General features: G+C 61.9%; 18 protein-coding genes. 4 read left to right on the top strand and 14 right to left on the bottom strand.

Features of this window, described 5'->3' with window-relative positions; genetic code table 11:
* Positions 1–4: 4 nt before the first annotated feature.
* From ACYQ47_RS24955 to rfbB, 6 genes are all read right to left on the bottom strand, one after another.
* A complete protein-coding gene (locus tag ACYQ47_RS24955; RefSeq protein WP_459907403.1) occupies positions 5–787 on the bottom strand; it encodes an ABC transporter permease in 783 nt (260 codons plus the stop codon).
* Positions 788–844: 57 nt separating this feature from the next.
* The gene (locus ACYQ47_RS24950) at positions 845–1,678 is read right to left on the bottom strand and encodes a glycosyltransferase family 2 protein (protein WP_459909302.1); all 834 of its coding nucleotides are present in this window, start codon (positions 1,676–1,678) and stop codon (positions 845–847) included.
* A 178-nt stretch (positions 1,679–1,856) separates the two neighbouring features.
* The gene (gene rfbD, locus ACYQ47_RS24945; RefSeq protein ID WP_459907401.1) at positions 1,857–2,756 is read right to left on the bottom strand and encodes a dTDP-4-dehydrorhamnose reductase; all 900 of its coding nucleotides are present in this window, start codon (positions 2,754–2,756) and stop codon (positions 1,857–1,859) included.
* Between the two features lie 7 nt (positions 2,757–2,763).
* Positions 2,764–3,315 (bottom strand): dTDP-4-dehydrorhamnose 3,5-epimerase, encoded by a 552-nt coding sequence (rfbC, locus tag ACYQ47_RS24940; protein ID WP_459907399.1) that lies wholly within the window; start codon positions 3,313–3,315, stop codon positions 2,764–2,766.
* Positions 3,300–4,193: a glucose-1-phosphate thymidylyltransferase RfbA gene (gene rfbA, locus ACYQ47_RS24935; protein WP_459907397.1), complete on the bottom strand. Its 894-nt coding sequence runs from the start codon at positions 4,191–4,193 to the stop codon at positions 3,300–3,302. The genes rfbC and rfbA overlap by 16 nt, the downstream gene beginning before the upstream one ends.
* Before the next feature lie 10 nt (positions 4,194–4,203).
* Positions 4,204–5,265 (bottom strand): dTDP-glucose 4,6-dehydratase, encoded by a 1,062-nt coding sequence (gene rfbB, locus ACYQ47_RS24930; RefSeq protein ID WP_459907395.1) that lies wholly within the window; start codon positions 5,263–5,265, stop codon positions 4,204–4,206.
* A gap of 365 nt (positions 5,266–5,630) precedes the next feature.
* Here rfbB and ACYQ47_RS24925 point away from each other — a divergent pair, with 365 nt between their 5' ends.
* On the top strand, positions 5,631–6,497 hold the full coding sequence (locus ACYQ47_RS24925; protein WP_459909300.1) for a symmetrical bis(5'-nucleosyl)-tetraphosphatase: 867 nt from the start codon (positions 5,631–5,633) through the stop codon (positions 6,495–6,497).
* Here ACYQ47_RS24925 and ACYQ47_RS24920 read toward each other — a convergent pair.
* Genes ACYQ47_RS24920 through ACYQ47_RS24895 form a run of 6 tightly spaced genes read right to left on the bottom strand, consistent with a single transcriptional unit; the run spans position 6,457 to position 11,154 of the window.
* Positions 6,457–7,272, bottom strand: coding sequence for a lysophospholipid acyltransferase family protein (locus tag ACYQ47_RS24920; RefSeq protein WP_250465469.1), 816 nt, complete (start codon positions 7,270–7,272; stop codon positions 6,457–6,459). The two genes, ACYQ47_RS24925 and ACYQ47_RS24920, sit on opposite strands and share 41 nt — an antisense overlap.
* Positions 7,273–7,287: 15 nt before the next feature.
* A complete protein-coding gene (locus ACYQ47_RS24915; RefSeq protein ID WP_244826102.1) occupies positions 7,288–8,565 on the bottom strand; it encodes a dihydroorotase in 1,278 nt (425 codons plus the stop codon).
* Positions 8,566–8,574: 9 nt separating this feature from the next.
* Entirely contained in the window at positions 8,575–9,603 is a 1,029-nt protein-coding gene (locus ACYQ47_RS24910) for an aspartate carbamoyltransferase catalytic subunit (protein ID WP_244826104.1), read from the bottom strand.
* 27 nt (positions 9,604–9,630) lie between these two features.
* Complete coding sequence (pyrR, locus tag ACYQ47_RS24905) at positions 9,631–10,146, bottom strand: bifunctional pyr operon transcriptional regulator/uracil phosphoribosyltransferase PyrR (RefSeq protein ID WP_244826106.1); 516 nt, start codon at positions 10,144–10,146, stop codon at positions 9,631–9,633.
* Positions 10,133–10,579 (bottom strand): Holliday junction resolvase RuvX, encoded by a 447-nt coding sequence (gene ruvX, locus ACYQ47_RS24900; RefSeq protein WP_250465470.1) that lies wholly within the window; start codon positions 10,577–10,579, stop codon positions 10,133–10,135. The genes pyrR and ruvX overlap by 14 nt, the downstream gene beginning before the upstream one ends.
* The gene (locus tag ACYQ47_RS24895; RefSeq protein WP_244826109.1) at positions 10,576–11,154 is read right to left on the bottom strand and encodes a YqgE/AlgH family protein; all 579 of its coding nucleotides are present in this window, start codon (positions 11,152–11,154) and stop codon (positions 10,576–10,578) included. Before ACYQ47_RS24895 ends, ruvX begins: the two co-directional genes overlap by 4 nt.
* A gap of 30 nt (positions 11,155–11,184) precedes the next feature.
* Between ACYQ47_RS24895 and ACYQ47_RS24890 the strand changes: the two genes are divergently transcribed.
* Complete coding sequence (locus ACYQ47_RS24890; RefSeq protein ID WP_459907391.1) at positions 11,185–12,714, top strand: cryptochrome/photolyase family protein; 1,530 nt, start codon at positions 11,185–11,187, stop codon at positions 12,712–12,714.
* Here the strand turns inward: ACYQ47_RS24890 and ACYQ47_RS24885 are convergent.
* On the bottom strand, positions 12,704–14,095 hold the full coding sequence (locus tag ACYQ47_RS24885; protein WP_459907390.1) for a hypothetical protein: 1,392 nt from the start codon (positions 14,093–14,095) through the stop codon (positions 12,704–12,706). The two genes, ACYQ47_RS24890 and ACYQ47_RS24885, sit on opposite strands and share 11 nt — an antisense overlap.
* Positions 14,096–14,492: 397 nt before the next feature.
* Positions 14,493–14,663, bottom strand: a complete 171-nt coding sequence (locus ACYQ47_RS24880; protein WP_025527884.1) for a rubredoxin — start codon at positions 14,661–14,663, stop codon at positions 14,493–14,495.
* A gap of 322 nt (positions 14,664–14,985) precedes the next feature.
* Between ACYQ47_RS24880 and ACYQ47_RS24875 the strand changes: the two genes are divergently transcribed.
* Positions 14,986–15,861 (top strand): hydroxymethylpyrimidine/phosphomethylpyrimidine kinase, encoded by an 876-nt coding sequence (locus ACYQ47_RS24875; protein ID WP_244828100.1) that lies wholly within the window; start codon positions 14,986–14,988, stop codon positions 15,859–15,861.
* Between the two features lie 37 nt (positions 15,862–15,898).
* Positions 15,899–16,675, top strand: coding sequence for a DUF72 domain-containing protein (locus ACYQ47_RS24870; RefSeq protein ID WP_459907389.1), 777 nt, complete (start codon positions 15,899–15,901; stop codon positions 16,673–16,675).
* Positions 16,676–16,700 lie beyond the last annotated feature (25 nt).

Genomic DNA, 16,700 nt, shown 5'->3' with positions numbered 1-16,700 from the left:
GTTGTTAAACCCAGTATGGAATGCGCTTGAGGTAACGGCCGGTCAATGAAAGCGCCAGCAACCAGCCGACCGCGGCCATGCCAAGGCAGACTCCCCACGTCAGCGGACTGGGAAACTGGCCGATCAACGGCGCGCGCACCAGGTCGATCAGATAAGCGAGCGGGTTCCACTCGACGAGAAAGGTGAAGCGGCTAAGCGAAGTCGGACGAAATATGATCGGCGTGATATAGAAGGCGATCTGAATCAGCGCGTTGATGATCTGCGGAAGATCGCGAAAACGCGCGGAAAGCAGGCCGACCACCATCGCGATCCACATGGCATTCAGGATGTAGACCACGAGCGCAGGCAGAAATACGGGCAAGGTTTCCCAACTCTTCACGCCGAACACGACAAGCAGGATCACGACGATGACGAAGTTATGCGCAAGGATCACCAGATTGCGCCAGACCACTTGCAGCACGAAGATCAGTTTCGGTGTGTAAGCTTGTCGAATGAACTGGCCGCTGCTGATATAGGCCATCCCGCCTTCGGTCACGGTCGTTGCAAACGTGCCCCACATCACCAGGCTCACCGAGAGGAACGGCAAGTAATCTTCCATCGACTGCCCGAACAACGTGCCGTACACAATGCCGATGGAACCGATCATCACGCCCATGCTGATCGTCAGCCAGAAAGGACCCACTCGCGAGCGCGCATAGCGCTGACGGACTTCCAGCCAGCCCAGAAGTGTCCAGAGTCTCCACGAGCTCAGGCTTCTCATCAGGTCTTCAATACTTAGTCTAAACATTGCTGCCTTTCAACGAGATTCATTGTTCATATAACGACCGCGCCCCACGCACGGTCTTCAGGACCGGTCGAACGCGCCCAGCTTACCGGTGAGTCCATGCCACATGCCGCGAAGCGCCATCAGGAGATGCTGCCCGCGCGGTTTGAGCCAGCCTCCGTAAATCACCAGCCGAACCGGCAGCTTCACCAGTTCTGTCCACTTCCATGTCCATGGCATGTATCCGCGGCACATCAGCGCCGTCGCGTTGCGGAACAGATAGTAATGGCGCAACGGACTATGACTCGGATAAGCACGCCCGAATATGCGAACCGGTTCGCCGCCCAGTGAATGGCTCAAATGCAAGGTCGGCGAGCCAAGTACTTCGTAGCCACGCGCACGCGCGCGCACGCACCATTCGAGATCGACGAAATCGATGAAAAGCGCATCTTCCATCGGTCCAATGTCATGCCAAGACGCAAGGTTAATGCACGAGCCCGAGGAGATCAGAAAATCGACGGGAATCAATTCGGTCCCCGCTGGCGCGACTCGTTCAAGTGCGGGAAACCGGAACCGCACGAATGGTGCCGTACCGCCGAGCCGCGCGTCGTCATAAGCTGGACCGATGAGCGCGACGCGGCGCCCTGCGCTCACCTCACGCTCGACGAGCATCGGCAGGCCGGCGAGCAGTTCGTCGGACGGCTCGCTGTCCTGATCGAAGATCAAGGCGCGCGTGCAGCCGAGTTCGAGCAAACGCGCGACACCACGATTGATTCCCGTGGCGATGCCGAGATTCGCTCCATTCGGTAAATACATTACTCGGGAGTCGAGCCGGAGCTCGTCAGCCGTACGGAGCACTTCGGTGTTATCCACGACAACACAGTTACCGAAGCGGGCAAACCGGTTGGCGCGCATGACGCAGTCAGTGTCGGGATGGTAGAACACGACAACAATGCCGACTCCGTTTACCTCAGCCACGTTGCGACAAGGCGCTCGGTTCGTTACGAATGAGCGCGAACATAGCGCGACGCGCGACGGTATGACCAACCCAGACAGGAGTCTTCGTCAGCATGAGCAGACCTTCCCGAATCCCTTACTGACCAAGCGAAAGCTGCAACGCCCGATCCCACTCCGGCGCCTTCAGGCCGAACGTTTGCAGCAATTTCTCGTTCGACATCCGCGAATTCGAAGGACGAACCGCCGGAACCGGATAAGCCGACGCCGGAATTGGGTTGACCTTCGGCTTCCTGTCGAGGTCCGAGAAACGGAAGATGGCTTCCGCGAAACCGTGCCACGACGTGGAGCCCGATGCGGTCAAATGGTAGACGCCGCTATTGCGCTTCCACCACTCGCTTGCATCGCCCTTTTCGGCGGCGCGGGCTTGCGCCAGTACGCCCGCCGTCAACGTGGCGATGGTGTTGGACCAGGTCGGCGCGCCAATCTGGTCCGCTACGACATTGAGCTCTTCTTTCTCCGCGCCCAGACGCAGCATCGTGAGAAGAAAGTTTTTGCCACGCGTGCCGTACACCCAGCTCGTGCGAAAGATCAAGTGGTCGCAACCGGAAGCAGCGATCGCCTGCTCGCCTGCAAGCTTGCTTTTGCCGTAGACATTTTGTGGATCGACGGCATCGTCTTCGAGATAGACGCCGTCTTTCTTGCCATTGAACACGTAATCAGTCGAGTAGTGGACGAGCGCTGCGCCCAGCTTCTTGGCCTCTTCGGCAAGCACGCCCGGCGCTTCGGCGTTCAGACGCATGGCTGCATCCGCGTCGGTCTCGGCTTTGTCGACGGCTGTATAAGCTGCCGGATTCACGATCAAAGCCGGCTTGATATCTCGCACCACTTGGCGAATCTGGTCGAGATTGCCGAGATCGAGGCCATTGCGGTCTAGCGCTACTACATTGCCGAGTCCCTGCAGCGTACGGGCCAGTTCGAAGCCGACCTGACCGTTGATGCCCGTCAGCAGAATGGTCCGTTGTTGAGGCGTCGTCATGGCGTCCTTACTCAAAACAATCGGCTTCTGAAAGGCGCTTGCCCGCTGCATCCTTCGCGGCTAGCAGCGGCTCAAAGTCGATCGGCCATTCAATGCCGATCTCCGCATCATTCCAAACGATGCTGCGCTCATGCGCCTGATACCAGTAATCCGTGGTCTTGTAGAGAAACTGCGCCGACTCGGACAGCACGACGAAGCCATGCGCAAAGCCCGGCGGCACCCACAATTGGCGATGGTTCTCCTCGGAGAGATGTACACCGACCCACTTGCCGAAGTTCGGCGAGCTCTTGCGAATATCGACAGCGACATCGAACACTTCGCCTTCGACTACACGCACGAGCTTGCCCTGCGGATGCTGAATCTGGTAATGCAGCCCGCGCAGAACGCCTTTTGCGGAACGCGAGTGATTGTCCTGAACAAACTCAACGCCAGCTTCGACGTGCTCGGAAAACTCGCGAGCATTGAAGCTTTCGTAGAAGTAGCCACGCGCATCACCGAACACCTTGGGTTCGATGATCTTGACTTCGGGCAATGCCGTTGCAGTTACTTGGATGGCCATGCGACTTGGTCCTTCGGAAGATTGAGCAGATATTGACCGTAAGCGTTCTTCGCCAGCGGCTTGGCGAGCGCGAGCAATTGCTCGTCGTTGATCCATTCCTGGCGATACGCGATCTCTTCGGGACAAGCCACCACCAACCCCTGCCGCTTTTGCAGCGTGGCAATGAAGGTTGCCGCTTCGATCAGCGACTCATGCGTTCCCGTATCGAGCCACGCATAACCGCGGCCCATGATCTCGACGTTGAGCGTTTGATCCGCGAGATAACGCGAGTTCACATCCGTGATCTCGAGCTCGCCACGCGGCGACGGCTTGATGTCGGCCGCGATATCGCACACCTTGTTGTCGTAGAAATACAACCCGGTGACCGCGTAGTTGGAACGCGCCTTGACTGGCTTCTCTTCGATGGAAAGCGCACGAAAACGCTCGTCGAATTCAACCACGCCGTAGCGCTCCGGATCATGCACGTGATAAGCGAACACCGTTGCGCCGCTCGAACGGGAATCCGCGCTTTCAAGCTGCTTCGCGAGATCGTGACCGTAGAAGATGTTGTCGCCAAGAATGAGTGCCGACGGATCGTTGCCAACAAAGTCGCGGCCTATGACGAACGCCTGGGCAAGACCATCCGGCGACGGCTGCACCGCGTACTGAATGTTCATGCCCCACTGACTGCCGTCGCCAAGCATGGTTGCAAAACGCGGCGTGTCTTGCGGCGTGGAGATGATCAACACATCGCGAATGCCCGCTACCATCAGCGTGGACAGCGGGTAATAGATCATCGGCTTGTCGTAGACCGGCAGCAGTTGCTTCGATACGACATGCGTAATCGGATAAAGCCGCGTGCCGGAGCCGCCGGCGAGAATAATGCCCTTGCGCGCCATTGTCAGTTCCTCACGCGCGCTGCGCGTAGTTCGTCTCGACCCACTTCCGATACTCACCGGAAGCCACTTCGTCAGCCCACGCCTGATTGTCCAGATACCACTGAACCGTCTTCTCGAGCCCCGTTTCGAACGTCTCCGCAGGCTTCCAGCCGAGCTCGCGCTCGAGCTTGCGCGCGTCGATAGCGTAGCGGCGGTCATGGCCCGGACGATCCTTCACGTACGTGATCTGATCGCGGTACGAACCGCTCGTCTTAGGCTTCAACTTGTCGAGCAAATCGCACAGCGTATGCACGACTTCGAGGTTCTTTTTCTCGTTCCAGCCGCCGACGTTATACGTCTCGCCAAGCGCACCGCGCGCCAGCACTTCGCGAATAGCCGAGCAATGGTCGCCCACGTAGAGCCAGTCGCGCACGTTCTGACCATCGCCATAAACGGGCAGCGGCTTGCCGCCGAGCGCATTCGCGATCATCAGCGGGATCAGCTTTTCCGGGAACTGGTACGGGCCGTAGTTGTTCGAGCAGTTGGTCGTGACAACCGGCAAGCCGTATGTGTGGTGATATGCGCGCACCAGATGATCCGAGCCGGCCTTCGTAGCCGAGTACGGGCTGTTCGGTGCGTACGGCGTGGTCTCGGAGAACTGTGCATCAGTTGCGGACAGCGAGCCGAACACTTCGTCGGTCGAAACATGCAGGAAGCGGAAGGCTTGCTTCTCGGCTTCAGGCAGCGCGCTCCAGTATTGGCGCGTGGCTTCGAGCAGAACGAACGTACCGACCACATTGGTCTGAACAAAATCTGCCGGGCCGTGGATCGAGCGGTCTACGTGACTCTCGGCGGCAAAGTGCAGAATAGCGCGGGGCTTGTGCTTCGCGAGCAGTTCGTCCATGGCCGCGCGGTCGCAAATGTCGGCACGCGCAAACACATGACGGGCGTCGCCCTTGAGCGACTGAAGCGTTCCGAGATTGCCCGCATACGTCAGCTTATCGACGTTCAAAACGGGTTCGTCAGAGCCATTGAGCCAATCCAACACAAAGTTGGCGCCGATAAAACCAGCACCGCCCGTCACGAGAATCATAGAAGCCCTCTTCACCGCTCACAGCTTTGCTCGACTGAAAGCGCGCTCGAATTATGGAAAAAATTGCGCATTTCGCGCGATGTGCGCGTTCCAGCGAAAACATTGACCGATTGTCACCAATCTTGATTCGCCGGATGCCCCACTTTGGTAAGCCGTCAATTATAAGGCCACCAAGTGCAAAAACTACACGGCTAACAACTTGATACAGCTAGCGATTATCGATTACAAGCCAATCCCGCCGCGTCGTCACGCGCGTAGTGGAAGGTTCGCGGAATGCTTAATGAAGCGGCAGCCAAGTCGTTATCGCGTGTTTCATAATGCTCGCTATCCGACGCCGCGCGTCCACTGTCTCACTTTTTCCATCGATGACCGACGTCACCAACGCCACCGTAATTCACGCTAGCTCCGCCCCGCTCGTCTTCGGCGACCTGCAAGGTTGCTGCGACCCCTACCATCGACTGCTGAAAAAAGCCGCGCCCGATGCCGATACGCCTCTCTGGTTCGCAGGCGACCTCATCAATCGCGGACCGAAGTCGCTGGAAACGCTGCGCGAAATCATCGCGCTCGGTTCGCGCGCCACCGTCGTCCTCGGCAATCACGACCTGAATCTGCTGTCGGTCGCGGCTGGCCTGCGGAAGCCGAAGAAAGGCGACACGCTCGACGACATCCTCAACGCACCCGACGTGGCTGACCTGATTGAATGGGTACGCCACAAGCCCGTCGCGCACTTCAAGGACGGCGCGCTCATGGTTCACGCCGGCGTGCTGCCGCAATGGGACGCGACGATGACGCTCGAACTCGCGCATGAACTCGAAAAAGCGTTGCGCGCGCCCGACTGGAAAGCGACGCTCGCCACGCTGTATGGCAACGAGCCGCATCGATGGGATGAGTCGCTCACCGGCGCCGACCGCCTGCGCGTGACTTATAACGCACTGACACGCATCCGTTTCTGCACCGCCGACGGCGCGATGGAATTCGCCAACAATGGCGGCCCGGATGCCGCGCCGCCCGGCTATCTGCCGTGGTTCGACGTGCCCGGTCGCAAGACGCAGGACGTGACGGTGGTGTTCGGACACTGGGCCGCGCTTGGTCTGATGGTCCGCAACGACGTGCTGTGTCTCGATTCAGGCTGCGTCTGGGGCAACAAGCTCTCAGCGGTGCGGCTGACCAAAGACCCGGCTCAGCGCGTAATCACGCAGGTGAGTTGCGCGATGAAGCCGAAACAGCGTTGAGCGATTCGGCGAGCGGCACGAGATCAGCCGCCGTCGCCGCGCCGCCACGCATGGTGTCGAGCGCGGCGAGAATCGCGGCTTGGGCTTCGCTCGCAAGCAGACGGCGGTCAGCGCCCGGCGCGAGCGGATTGCACACATAGAGATGCGCCGTGAGCGGCGTCGCGTTCAGAAGCGCGTCGAGGGAGTCGCTCAGCGTCATGTCGCCAATATACGCCGGCGCGAGCGACTGCTTGCCGTGCGCATCCTCGTACATGATGCACACCGGCTGCACCGGACACGATGCCGATACCGCCGCCTGGAACATGTTCGCGTGGAACGGCAGGAGCGCCTGACCATCGCTGGTGGTGCCTTCGGGGAACACGCACATCATCTCGCCCGCGAGCAGGCGGTTCGAGAGTTCATGCATGATGCGCTTCGCGTCGCTACGCTTCTCGCGCTGCACGAACACCGTGCCCAACTGATGCGCGAGCCATCCAACAACCGGCCAGTTGCGTATCTCCGCCTTCGAGACGAACGGCGTCGGCCGCCATGCATTGATGACGTAAATGTCCATCCACGAAACGTGATTGCCGACCACCAGCACGCCGCGATCGAGCCGCGCTTCGTCGTTGTGCACGACGAGTTTCATGCCGGACAGACGCAGCATCTCAAGCGACCACGCGCGATTCATCGCGCTCCGCTCATCCACCGATGCGCGCGGAAAACGCCGCGCGACGACCCACATGCCATACAGCAGATGGACCAGAAGCCGCAGCTTGCGTAATGCCTGGTTCATGCGCGACTCGTACGCTTAACGGCTTTCGTAAGCCAGATGACCGCCGACGATCGTCGCGCGCACACGCGCCGGCAACTCGTAGCCGAGGAACGGCGAGTTGTGGCCCTGGCTCTTGAGCTTCTTCGGATCGACGCGCCACTCGGCGGCGGCATCGAACACGCACAGGTCGGCGAGCGCGCCCACGGTAATGCGTCCGGCCGGCAGCTTCAGCACGTCGGCGGGCGCGGACGTGATGCGCGCCAGCGCCTTCGCGAGCGGCAAGTTGGCTTCGTGCGCCCACTTCACCGTCAGCGAGAGCAGCAATTCGAGGCCGGTCGCGCCCGGCGTGGCTTCGGCGAAAGGCAGGAGCTTTTCGTCGTCGTCGAGCGGCGTGTGATCGGAACAGATCGCGTCGATGGTGCCGTCCGCGAGACCCGCGCGTATTGCTTCGCGGTCGCGTTGCTGACGCAGCGGCGGATCGAGGCGGAACTGGGAATCGAAGTAGCCGATATCCACGTCCGTCAGATGCACGTGGTTGATCGTGACATCGCACGAGACCGCGATGCCTTCGGCCTTCGCCGCGCGCACGAGCGCGACGCCCGCCGCCGACGACAGATGCGACAGATGCACGCGCGCGCCCGTCACGCGCATGAGTTCGAAGATGGTATGCAGCGCGATGGTCTCCGCCGACACTGGCACGCCCGACAGCCCGAGCCGCGACGCCACCGCGCCGCTTGCCGCCACGCCGCCTTTCGCCATGAACGCGTCTTGCGGACGCAGCCACACGGTATAGCCGTAAGTGGTCGCGTATTGCAACGCGCGCAGCATCGTGCGCGTATCGACGATAGGGTTATCCGCCTGCGAAAAGCCGATGCAACCCGCCTCGGTCAACTCGACCATCTCGGTAATCGCCTCGCCCTTCAAGCCGACAGTAAGCGCGCCCAGCGGATAAACATGCGCCTGATGCAGCTTCTGCGCGCGAAACTTGAGCATTTCGACGAGGCCGGGTTCGTCGAGCGTGGGATCGGTGTCGGGCGGACAGACGAGGCTCGTCACGCCGCCCGCCATTGCCGCGGCCATTTCGGATTCGAGCGTTGCCTTGTGTTCGAAGCCCGGTTCGCGCAGACGCGCCGCGAGATCGACGAAACCCGGCGCGATATGCAACCCGTTGGCCGCGATGACCTTGGCCGCGTGAAAGTCGGCCGGCGCGTCGCCAATCGAAACGATGCGGCCCGCCGCGATGAACACGTCCTTGCGCGCTTCCGTGCCGGCAACCGGGTCGATGATCGTGCCGCCTTGAATCTGGATCTTCATGTCGCGTTCTTAGTCACTGTTGCCGGCCACGATGCCCATGACCGCCATGCGCACGGCGATGCCGAAGGTCACCTGATTGAGAATCACCGACTGCGGGCCGTCGGCCACTTGCGAGTCGATTTCCACGCCGCGATTCATCGGCCCCGGATGCATCACGATGGCATCGGGCGCGGCGAGCGCAAGACGCTCGGGCGTCAGTCCCCAGCTCTTGAAATACTCCTGCGCGGAAGGCAAGAGCGCGCCGCTCATGCGCTCGTTCTGCAGGCGCAGCATGATGATGACGTCGACGCCCTTCAAGCCTTCGTCGAGGTTGTGGTAGACGTGCACGCCCATCTGGTCGAGATTGCCGGGCAAAAGCGTGCGTGGTCCGATGGCCCTCACTTCCGGCACGCCGAGCGTGGTCAGCGCGTGAATGTCCGAACGCGCGACGCGCGAATGCAGAATGTCGCCGACGATCGCCACGCGCAGCTTGGTGAAGTCGCGCTTGTAGTGGCGAATGGTGTACATGTCGAGCAGGCCTTGCGTCGGATGCGCGTGACGGCCATCGCCCGCATTGATCACGTGCACGTGCGGCGCGCAATGCTCGGCGATCAGATACGGTGCGCCACTCGACGCATGACGCACGACGAACATGTCGGCATGCATGGCGGAGAGATTGTTGATGGTGTCGAGCAGGGATTCGCCCTTGCTCGTCGACGACGCGTTGATGTTCAGGTTCAGCACGTCCGCCGACAAGCGCTTGGCCGCGATCTCGAAGGTCGTGCGTGTGCGCGTCGAGTTCTCGAAGAAGAGGTTGAACACCGACTTGCCGCGCAAAAGCGGCACCTTCTTCACTTCGCGATCCGTGACGCTCACGAACTGCTCGGCGGTATCGAGAATATGCGTGACGACGGCGCGCGGCAGTCCTTCGATGGTCAGCAAGTGCTTCAGCTCGCCGTTCTTCGTGAGCTGCGGATTGCCGCGTAGAAAGCCGTAGCGGAACTTGTCGGCGGCAGCGGGCGCGCCTGCATCGGCGGAACCCTGAGTGGCGGTGTTCATGATGATCCCGGTGTTGCCTTGAATGGGTTACTGAGCGCGCGATTCAGTGGTGAAGTCGAAGCCGCCGTCCGCGCGTCGCGCGAGCACGAGGCCTTCGTTCGCGGGGACGTCCACCGTGCCGCCGACGAAGCGCGCCGCAATGGGCAACTCGCGTCCGCCGCGATCGGCGAGCACGGCGAGATCGACCGAAGCGGGACGCCCGTAATCGTAGAGTTCGTTGATGGCCGCGCGCACCGTGCGTCCCGTGGACAGCACGTCGTCGATCAGCACGATACGGCGGCCGTCGACCGCGAACGGTAACGAAGTCGGGCTTGCCTGGCTATGCAGGCCCTTCTTCGCGTAGTCGTCGCGATGCAGCGCCACGTTCACCACGCCGAAGTGCGGCGCGTTGAACTCCTTGGCGAGACGCTCGGCAAGCCACACGCCGCCGCTGTAGATGCCGACGAGCGCGACACCCTCTTCTTCGGCGAGCGCGTTTTCATACGCGGCATGAATCGATTCGACGAGCGCGCGATACAGCGCTTCGGCGTCAATGGAACTCATGATCGTCGGGAAGTCCGTCGAGGTATTGTTGAAGAATGACGCGGGCGGCTTCGGCGTCGATGTCGTCGAAACGGCCGCGCGCGTTCGGACGCACGCCGCGCGCACGAAGGTCGGCTTTGGCATCGACGGAACTGTAACGTTCGTCGACCCATTGCACGGGCACGTTGAAACGCCCGTTCACCTGATTGCCGAAGCGCTTGGCCTGCGCGCTCATTTCGTGCGGCGTGCCGTCCGGATGCAGCGGCATGCCGACGACCACCGTTTGCGGCTTCCACTCGTCGAGCAGTTTGCCGACTTCATCGAAACGATAGTCGCGGTTGCGGTTTTCGAGCACGGCGAGCGCGCGTGCCTGCTTCGTCAATGTATTGCCAACGGCGACACCAATGCGCTTCTCGCCGTAATCGAATGCCAGCAGCGTGGCTGCCCCGCTCATGCGTGCCCTGCTTCGCCGGAAAGCATGGAACGCGATACGCCGAGCAGCGAGAGCGCCGCTTCGAGGCGATCTTCGGCGGGCACGTCGAAGATGATGCGCGAGTCCGCTTCCACCGTGAGCCAGCCGTTCTTGGAGATTTCTTCTTCGAGCTGACCGGCGCCCCAGCCTGCGTGACCGAGCGTGAGCAAGAAGCGCTCTGGGCCCTTGCCGCTAGCGACTGCTTCGAGTACATCTTTTGAAGTGGTCATGGCGAGGCCGCCGGGTACACTCATGGACGAGCTATACGGTTCGCCGTCGCGTTCTTCATGCAGCACGAAGCCGCGCTCGGTCTGAACGGGACCGCCGAAGTACACGGGCAAGTGAACGAGAGGTTCGATTTCGAGTTTGAGATCGATACGATTGAACAGCGACTGGAGGTCGATATCGGTCGGCCTGTTGATGACGAGACCCAGCGCACCGCGATCGGTGTGATCGCAAAGGTAGACCACGGTTCCTGAAAACGTCGGATCGGCCATGGACGGCATGGCGATCAGGAACTGATTCGTCAAATTGATGCGATCGGAAGTCTTGGACATAATTCAGGATTTTAACAAAGGCGCTGACAGATGGCCGACTTTGATGTGGGTCTGGTGTGGATTCGGCGGGACCTGCGCGCAGCCGACAATGCTGCACTCTATCACGCGCTTACAAGGTGCCGTCGGGTGCTGTGCGCGTTCGTTTTCGACCGCGACATCCTCTCGCCGCTTGCGCGAAACGACCGGCGCGTGCCGTTCATTCATGCGAGCGTGGTGGAACTGGATCGCACGTTGCGCGACGCTGGCGGGACGCTGATGGTTCGACATGGCGTGCCTCTGCATGAGATACCTGAGCTTGCGGTCGAATGCGGCGCGAACGCGGTGTTTGCAAATCGCGATTACGAACCGAGTGCGAAGGCGCGTGACGCGGCAGTGGCGCAGAAGCTGGCGAGCAAGGACATCGCGTTTTTCACGTTCAAGGATCAGTCGATCTTCGATCATGACGATGTGCTCACAGGCAGCAGCAAACCCTATACCGTCTTCACGCCGTACAAGCGCAAGTGGCTCGCGACACTCACGCCGGACGCGCTCAAGCCGTACGCATCCGAAGATCATTTGAACGTGCTCGCGAAGCCGCCGGGTAACGTCAGGCACGCCATTCCCTCGCTTGACGCGCTCGGCTTCGGCGCGGAGCACGCGCCCGCCTTTCCCGCTGGCACGAGCGGCGCGTATGAGCTTTTCGATGACTTCATCGACCGCATGGCCGACTACGATCACGCCCGCGATTTCCCCGCGCTGAAGGGCCCGAGCTATCTCGGCGTTCATCTGCGACACGGCACGGTTTCGATTCGCGCACTCGCTCGCACCGCGCACGATGCGCAGCGCCACGGCAACAAGGGCGCGGAAACCTGGTTGTCGGAGCTTATCTGGCGAGACTTCTATCTCTCCGTGCTGCACCATTTTCCGCATGTCGGCGTACCGGGCGATCATCGTGCATTCAAGCCGGAATACGACCGCATCCAGTGGGAGACAGGCGATGCCGCCGACGCGAACTTCGCCGCATGGTGCGCGGGACACACAGGTTATCCGCTCGTCGATGCCGCGATGCGGCAAATCAACCAGTCAGGCTATATGCACAACCGCCTGCGCATGGTCGTGGCGAGTTTTCTGACCAAGGACCTCGGCCTTGACTGGCGGCGCGGCGAAGCCTATTTCGAAGCGCTGCTGAACGATTTCGAACTGTCGTCGAATAACGGCGGATGGCAGTGGGCATCATCGAGCGGCTGCGATGCCCAGCCGTATTTCCGCATATTCAATCCGACGACGCAGTCGAAGAAATTCGACGCGGCGGGAAAGTTCATCCGCCATTACGTGCCGGAAATCGCGGGCTTGTCGGACCGGGACATTCACGCGCCGTGGCTCGCCAAGCCCGACGCACTCTCGAAGGCGGGGATTTCGCTTGGCGCGGACTATCCGCAGCCGGTAGTCGATCACGACGCCGCGCGCAAACGCACGCTCGCGCGATACGACGTGGTGCGCGGACCCGCGAAGCGCGCCGACGATTCACGCAGCAGCAGCGCGGACGCCGCCGACGAACCGCACGCCGACGCTAGCGATTGACCGTGGCGGGCCGCTCGATCATGGCGGTGAGCGCGGCAATCGACGCGCGGCCTTCCGACGGCGCAATGCCGGCCGCGGCCTGGTGCAGCATGGAGCGCAGCATCTGGGCCGCCCGTTCGGGAACGGTGGCATCGAGTTCGCGCGCGACGCTATCCGCCGATTCATGCGCGCCCTGATGCGCGACGCGCCGCCATGCGAGACCGAGTGTATCGGCGAGCAACGCGACATGGCCCAAGCCGAGCGCGCAAGCCGCCGCGCCCAGCCGGTGCGACGCGTTCGCCGAGTGCAGCGCCGCGTCCGCGTCCACCGTGCCTGTTTCGCTTGCTTGCGAACCGCGCTCGACCAGTCCCTCGATGGAGGCTTCCGCGCTCTGCAGAAAGTCTTCGTAAGCCGTGGCGTTCACGCGCAGCGCACCCAGATCGCGCGATGAACCGTCGCGGGCGTTTTCCTCGATCGCCTGCGCCGCGCCCTGCTCCCACGCGGCCTCCGACGCGGGATTCGCCGCGACATGCCACGCCACCGTCAAACCGTAGTCCCGCAAGACGTCGACCCGTTCCGCGTCTTCCGGCATCGCGCCGTAGAGTGCGAAGTCGCGCCAGAGGAGCGCAAGCGTCGCGCGTACGAGCGAGCGCGGCGCATAGGTCGACGCGTGCGCCTGATCCGCCAACACGAGATTGAAGCGCGCGTAAAGGCGCTTGGCGTCGGCGTTTGCGGCGAAATCGGCGTCGCCGCGACGCTCCGCGCGCTCGCGCAGCGCCCAAATAGTGTTGAGCGCGAGCCGCCAGAAGTCGTAAGGATCGGGGCCGCCGAGTTCGCCCAGGCACTCGTCGAGTCGCGCGAAGGCATCGGCGGATTCCTGCTCGGGCCCGCGCAAGAGCTTGAGCAGGGCCTGTTCGTAGTGCGCCCGAACACGCGCAAGCCGCTCGGGCGCGATGCCGCGCAACGTCGCGGGCGCGATGGCGCGGCCCGCGAGCGCGAGGTCATCGTAGGAAACCGGCGCGACGCGCGTATGCATGGCGAGCAACGCATGAAGCCCGCGATAGTGATCGAACAACACCGTCGAGCACGACAACTCGCGCAGATTGTGGCGCTCCACCGCCGCGCCGAAGTCCGCGAGCGCAGCCGCGATGCGTGCACGCGTCGGCTCCGATTCCTCGCCGAGCGGCGCGACGAGCGCGAGCGCTTCCGCGAAACGCTGCGCAGGCAGCCAACCCGCCGAATGCAGCGCGGAGATCGCGCGCTTCAACGCGGGCGCGGTTTCGCCCTGACGCTGGAACGCGTGATGGGCGTCGGTCAGCGCCATTTCGGCGAGCCGCACCGAGCCGCCGCGCGGATTGGGCAGAGCTTCGAACGTAACTGGAAGATCGGGACGAGATGTCATATCTGGCGCTCACAAACCGGTTCGCAGGCGCCGTGAGTCGAACATGGGCGCGCGCGGTGAAATAGCATCATCGATGAAAGCGTCGGTACTTGACCGCGCTCACGATTTTCTCGACCGACGGACCGCTTACTGCCTGCGCCCGTCTCGCCGAACCACGGACCAGCCTCAAGCGTATGCCTTCAGGCGCCGGTTCGCATTGGCATCGGCACGCGTCGTGGCGCCCATGCAGCTTGCAGCGGCCAAACATGCGACCGACGCGCGCATCGATTTCGATGCACGACGCAACACCGGCAGCGCTGCCGGACAAAAACAGCAACGAAAGCAGCGAACAAAAAAGCGGTCCGCAAAAAACGCGCGCCGCATGACGCGAGTCATGCGGCGCGGTAGAGCGTGCGGATCAGATCTGGACCATCTCAAAATCTTCCTTGCGGGCTCCGCATTCGGGACAAGTCCAGTTGATCGGAACGTCCTCCCAGCGCGTACCCGGCGCGATGCCCTCTTCGGGCAATCCCGCCTCCTCGTCATAGATCCAGCCGCAGATCAGGCACATCCAGCTTCTATATTCCATACTTATGCCGCGTCGAAATGGTCGATTGAAATTAGGACATGATGGTACCGTGTTGGCGTGTCAATGCCTAGCGAGATGCCCGTTCACGCGTGGCCAAGCCTTCGACCGCCGTACTGGCTCTCTCAAGCGCCGCCGTACCGGAAAAAAGTGCGCAAAGACTGTAGCCTGACGGCGTTAGGCCGCATAATCGAAACATTGAACCATAGTCGAACCACGGTCGAATCATGACCGAGCTGGCCGCCGCCAGTGCACTTCGAGGCGCGGGCGTTCGCGGCCCTTCCGTTCCATTCGTGCAATCAAGAAAACAATGTCCGCTTTTGCCATGACCGGCGACTCCCCACCGATCGTTCTCACCTTCGGCCTGACGGACCCCACAGGCGGTTCGGGGCTTCAAGCCGACGTGCTGACGCTCGCAAGCATGGGCTGCCACGGCGTGACGGTGCTGACGGGCTACGCGGTGCGCGACTCCGCGAGCTGCGACGAAGTCACCGGCATCGATCCCGACGTCGTCGCCACGCAGGCGCGCATGTTGCTAGAGGACATGCCGATCGCCGCGTTCAAGATCGGCGCGGCAACGCGCGCGGAAGTGGTTTCCGCTATCGCCGAAGTGGTGTCCGACTACGACGACGTACCGCTGATCCTCGCGCCGGACTTCACACTCGACGATGAACACGTTTTGTCCGCCGACGAGCTGCGTGAGTCGCTTGCCGACCTGCTCGTGCCGCAAACGACCATGTTGATCGCCGATCACGCCACGTTGTTGCAGCTCGCGCAACCCGACAGCGACGCTGAGGCGCCAACGCTGGATGCCGCGATCTCGCATATCCTGGCGCAAGGTTGCGAATATGTGCTCGCAATGGAAACCGGCACGCATCGCCATGTGAACACGCTGTACAGCGAAGAAGGCCAGGTGCGGCAAGATACGTGGGATCGCGGTGTGCATCGCATCATGGGGCTGACGGATACGCTTGGCGCCGCGGTCGCGGCCTTGCTTGCCAACGGACAGGAACCCGCCGAGGCCGCACGCGAGGCTCAGGAGTATGTGTTCCAGGCGGCGCGCGCCGCGTTCCGTCCGGGCATGGGCGCCTATTTGCCGGACCGGTTTTTCTGGGCGCGCTCGAACGATGCAGACGAAGAAGGCGAGACGTCGTCCCTCCCCGACGAGTCGGCGGGACTGCCTGGGGAAGTACGCCATTAGCCCAAAACACTGACCAATCGAGTCGCCGGGAGAACGCATGCCGTACCGACTGCCCCATCTGCACAAGCCCGGCCCGCAAGGCGCGATCCGTATCGGCTGCGCGGGTTGGGGTTTGTCGAGCGCCGTGTCGTCGAGCTTTCCGCATGAAGGCACGCATCTCGAACGCTACGCACACGTGCTGACTTGCGTCGAGATCAATTCGAGCTTCTACAAACCGCATCGCGAATCGACTTACGCGAACTGGGCGCAGAGCGTGCCCGAGTCGTTTCGCTTCTCGGTGAAATTGCCCAAGTCCATTACGCACGACGCGCGGCTCGTCGGCACCGAGGCGCTCCTCGACGAATTCTTGCAAAGCGCGGGGCAACTCGGCGACAAGCTCGGTTGCTGGCTCGTGCAACTGCCGCCCAGTCTGCCCTTCGATCAGGCCACGGCCGAAGCCTTCATCAAGGCGTTGCGCGAGCGCACGAAGTTGCCGATTGCAATCGAGGCGCGGCATTCGTCCTGGTTCACCACCTACACGGCCGCGCTCCTGAAGGCGCATCACATGGCTTATGTCGATGCGGACCCGATCCCCGACGAGTGCGAGATCAAGCATCGCGCGGACACTTCGCTCGTGTATGTGCGGCTGCATGGCTCGCCCGAGCTCTACAAGTCTTCCTACAACTACACCTATCTCGACGACCTCGCGCGCACGCTGCACACGCGCGCGAAGAAAACGCCCGAGGTCTGGTGCATCTTCGACAACACCGCCGAAGGCAATGCGCAACCCAACGCGCTGCATATGATCGAACGTCTGCGCACCCACCATCGTTAAACCGATTCGTTCACGAGGAGCATTC

Source organism: Caballeronia sp. HLA56, assembly GCF_054655155.1.
The sequence above is the reverse complement of the archived record's forward strand: the minus strand, read 5'-3'. Positions and strand labels throughout refer to the sequence as shown.

Coding starts and splice junctions, on each gene's coding strand:
- ACYQ47_RS24920 (WP_250465469.1), bottom strand. CDS start 7,272: ATGAACCAGGCATTACGCAAGCTGCGGCTTCTGGTCCATCTGCTGTAT.
- rfbD (WP_459907401.1), bottom strand. CDS start 2,756: ATGACGACGCCTCAACAACGGACCATTCTGCTGACGGGCATCAACGGT.
- pyrR (WP_244826106.1), bottom strand. CDS start 10,146: ATGAGTTCCATTGACGCCGAAGCGCTGTATCGCGCGCTCGTCGAATCG.
- rfbC (WP_459907399.1), bottom strand. CDS start 3,315: ATGGCCATCCAAGTAACTGCAACGGCATTGCCCGAAGTCAAGATCATC.
- ACYQ47_RS24890 (WP_459907391.1), top strand. CDS start 11,185: ATGGCCGACTTTGATGTGGGTCTGGTGTGGATTCGGCGGGACCTGCGC.
- ACYQ47_RS24885 (WP_459907390.1), bottom strand. CDS start 14,095: ATGACATCTCGTCCCGATCTTCCAGTTACGTTCGAAGCTCTGCCCAAT.
- ACYQ47_RS24875 (WP_244828100.1), top strand. CDS start 14,986: ATGACCGGCGACTCCCCACCGATCGTTCTCACCTTCGGCCTGACGGAC.
- ACYQ47_RS24950 (WP_459909302.1), bottom strand. CDS start 1,678: ATGCGCGCCAACCGGTTTGCCCGCTTCGGTAACTGTGTTGTCGTGGAT.
- ACYQ47_RS24870 (WP_459907389.1), top strand. CDS start 15,899: ATGCCGTACCGACTGCCCCATCTGCACAAGCCCGGCCCGCAAGGCGCG.
- ACYQ47_RS24955 (WP_459907403.1), bottom strand. CDS start 787: ATGTTTAGACTAAGTATTGAAGACCTGATGAGAAGCCTGAGCTCGTGG.
- ACYQ47_RS24910 (WP_244826104.1), bottom strand. CDS start 9,603: ATGAACACCGCCACTCAGGGTTCCGCCGATGCAGGCGCGCCCGCTGCC.
- ACYQ47_RS24880 (WP_025527884.1), bottom strand. CDS start 14,663: ATGGAATATAGAAGCTGGATGTGCCTGATCTGCGGCTGGATCTATGAC.
- ruvX (WP_250465470.1), bottom strand. CDS start 10,579: ATGAGCGGGGCAGCCACGCTGCTGGCATTCGATTACGGCGAGAAGCGC.
- ACYQ47_RS24895 (WP_244826109.1), bottom strand. CDS start 11,154: ATGTCCAAGACTTCCGATCGCATCAATTTGACGAATCAGTTCCTGATC.
- ACYQ47_RS24925 (WP_459909300.1), top strand. CDS start 5,631: ATGACCGACGTCACCAACGCCACCGTAATTCACGCTAGCTCCGCCCCG.
- ACYQ47_RS24915 (WP_244826102.1), bottom strand. CDS start 8,565: ATGAAGATCCAGATTCAAGGCGGCACGATCATCGACCCGGTTGCCGGC.
- rfbA (WP_459907397.1), bottom strand. CDS start 4,193: ATGGCGCGCAAGGGCATTATTCTCGCCGGCGGCTCCGGCACGCGGCTT.
- rfbB (WP_459907395.1), bottom strand. CDS start 5,265: ATGATTCTCGTGACGGGCGGTGCTGGTTTTATCGGCGCCAACTTTGTG.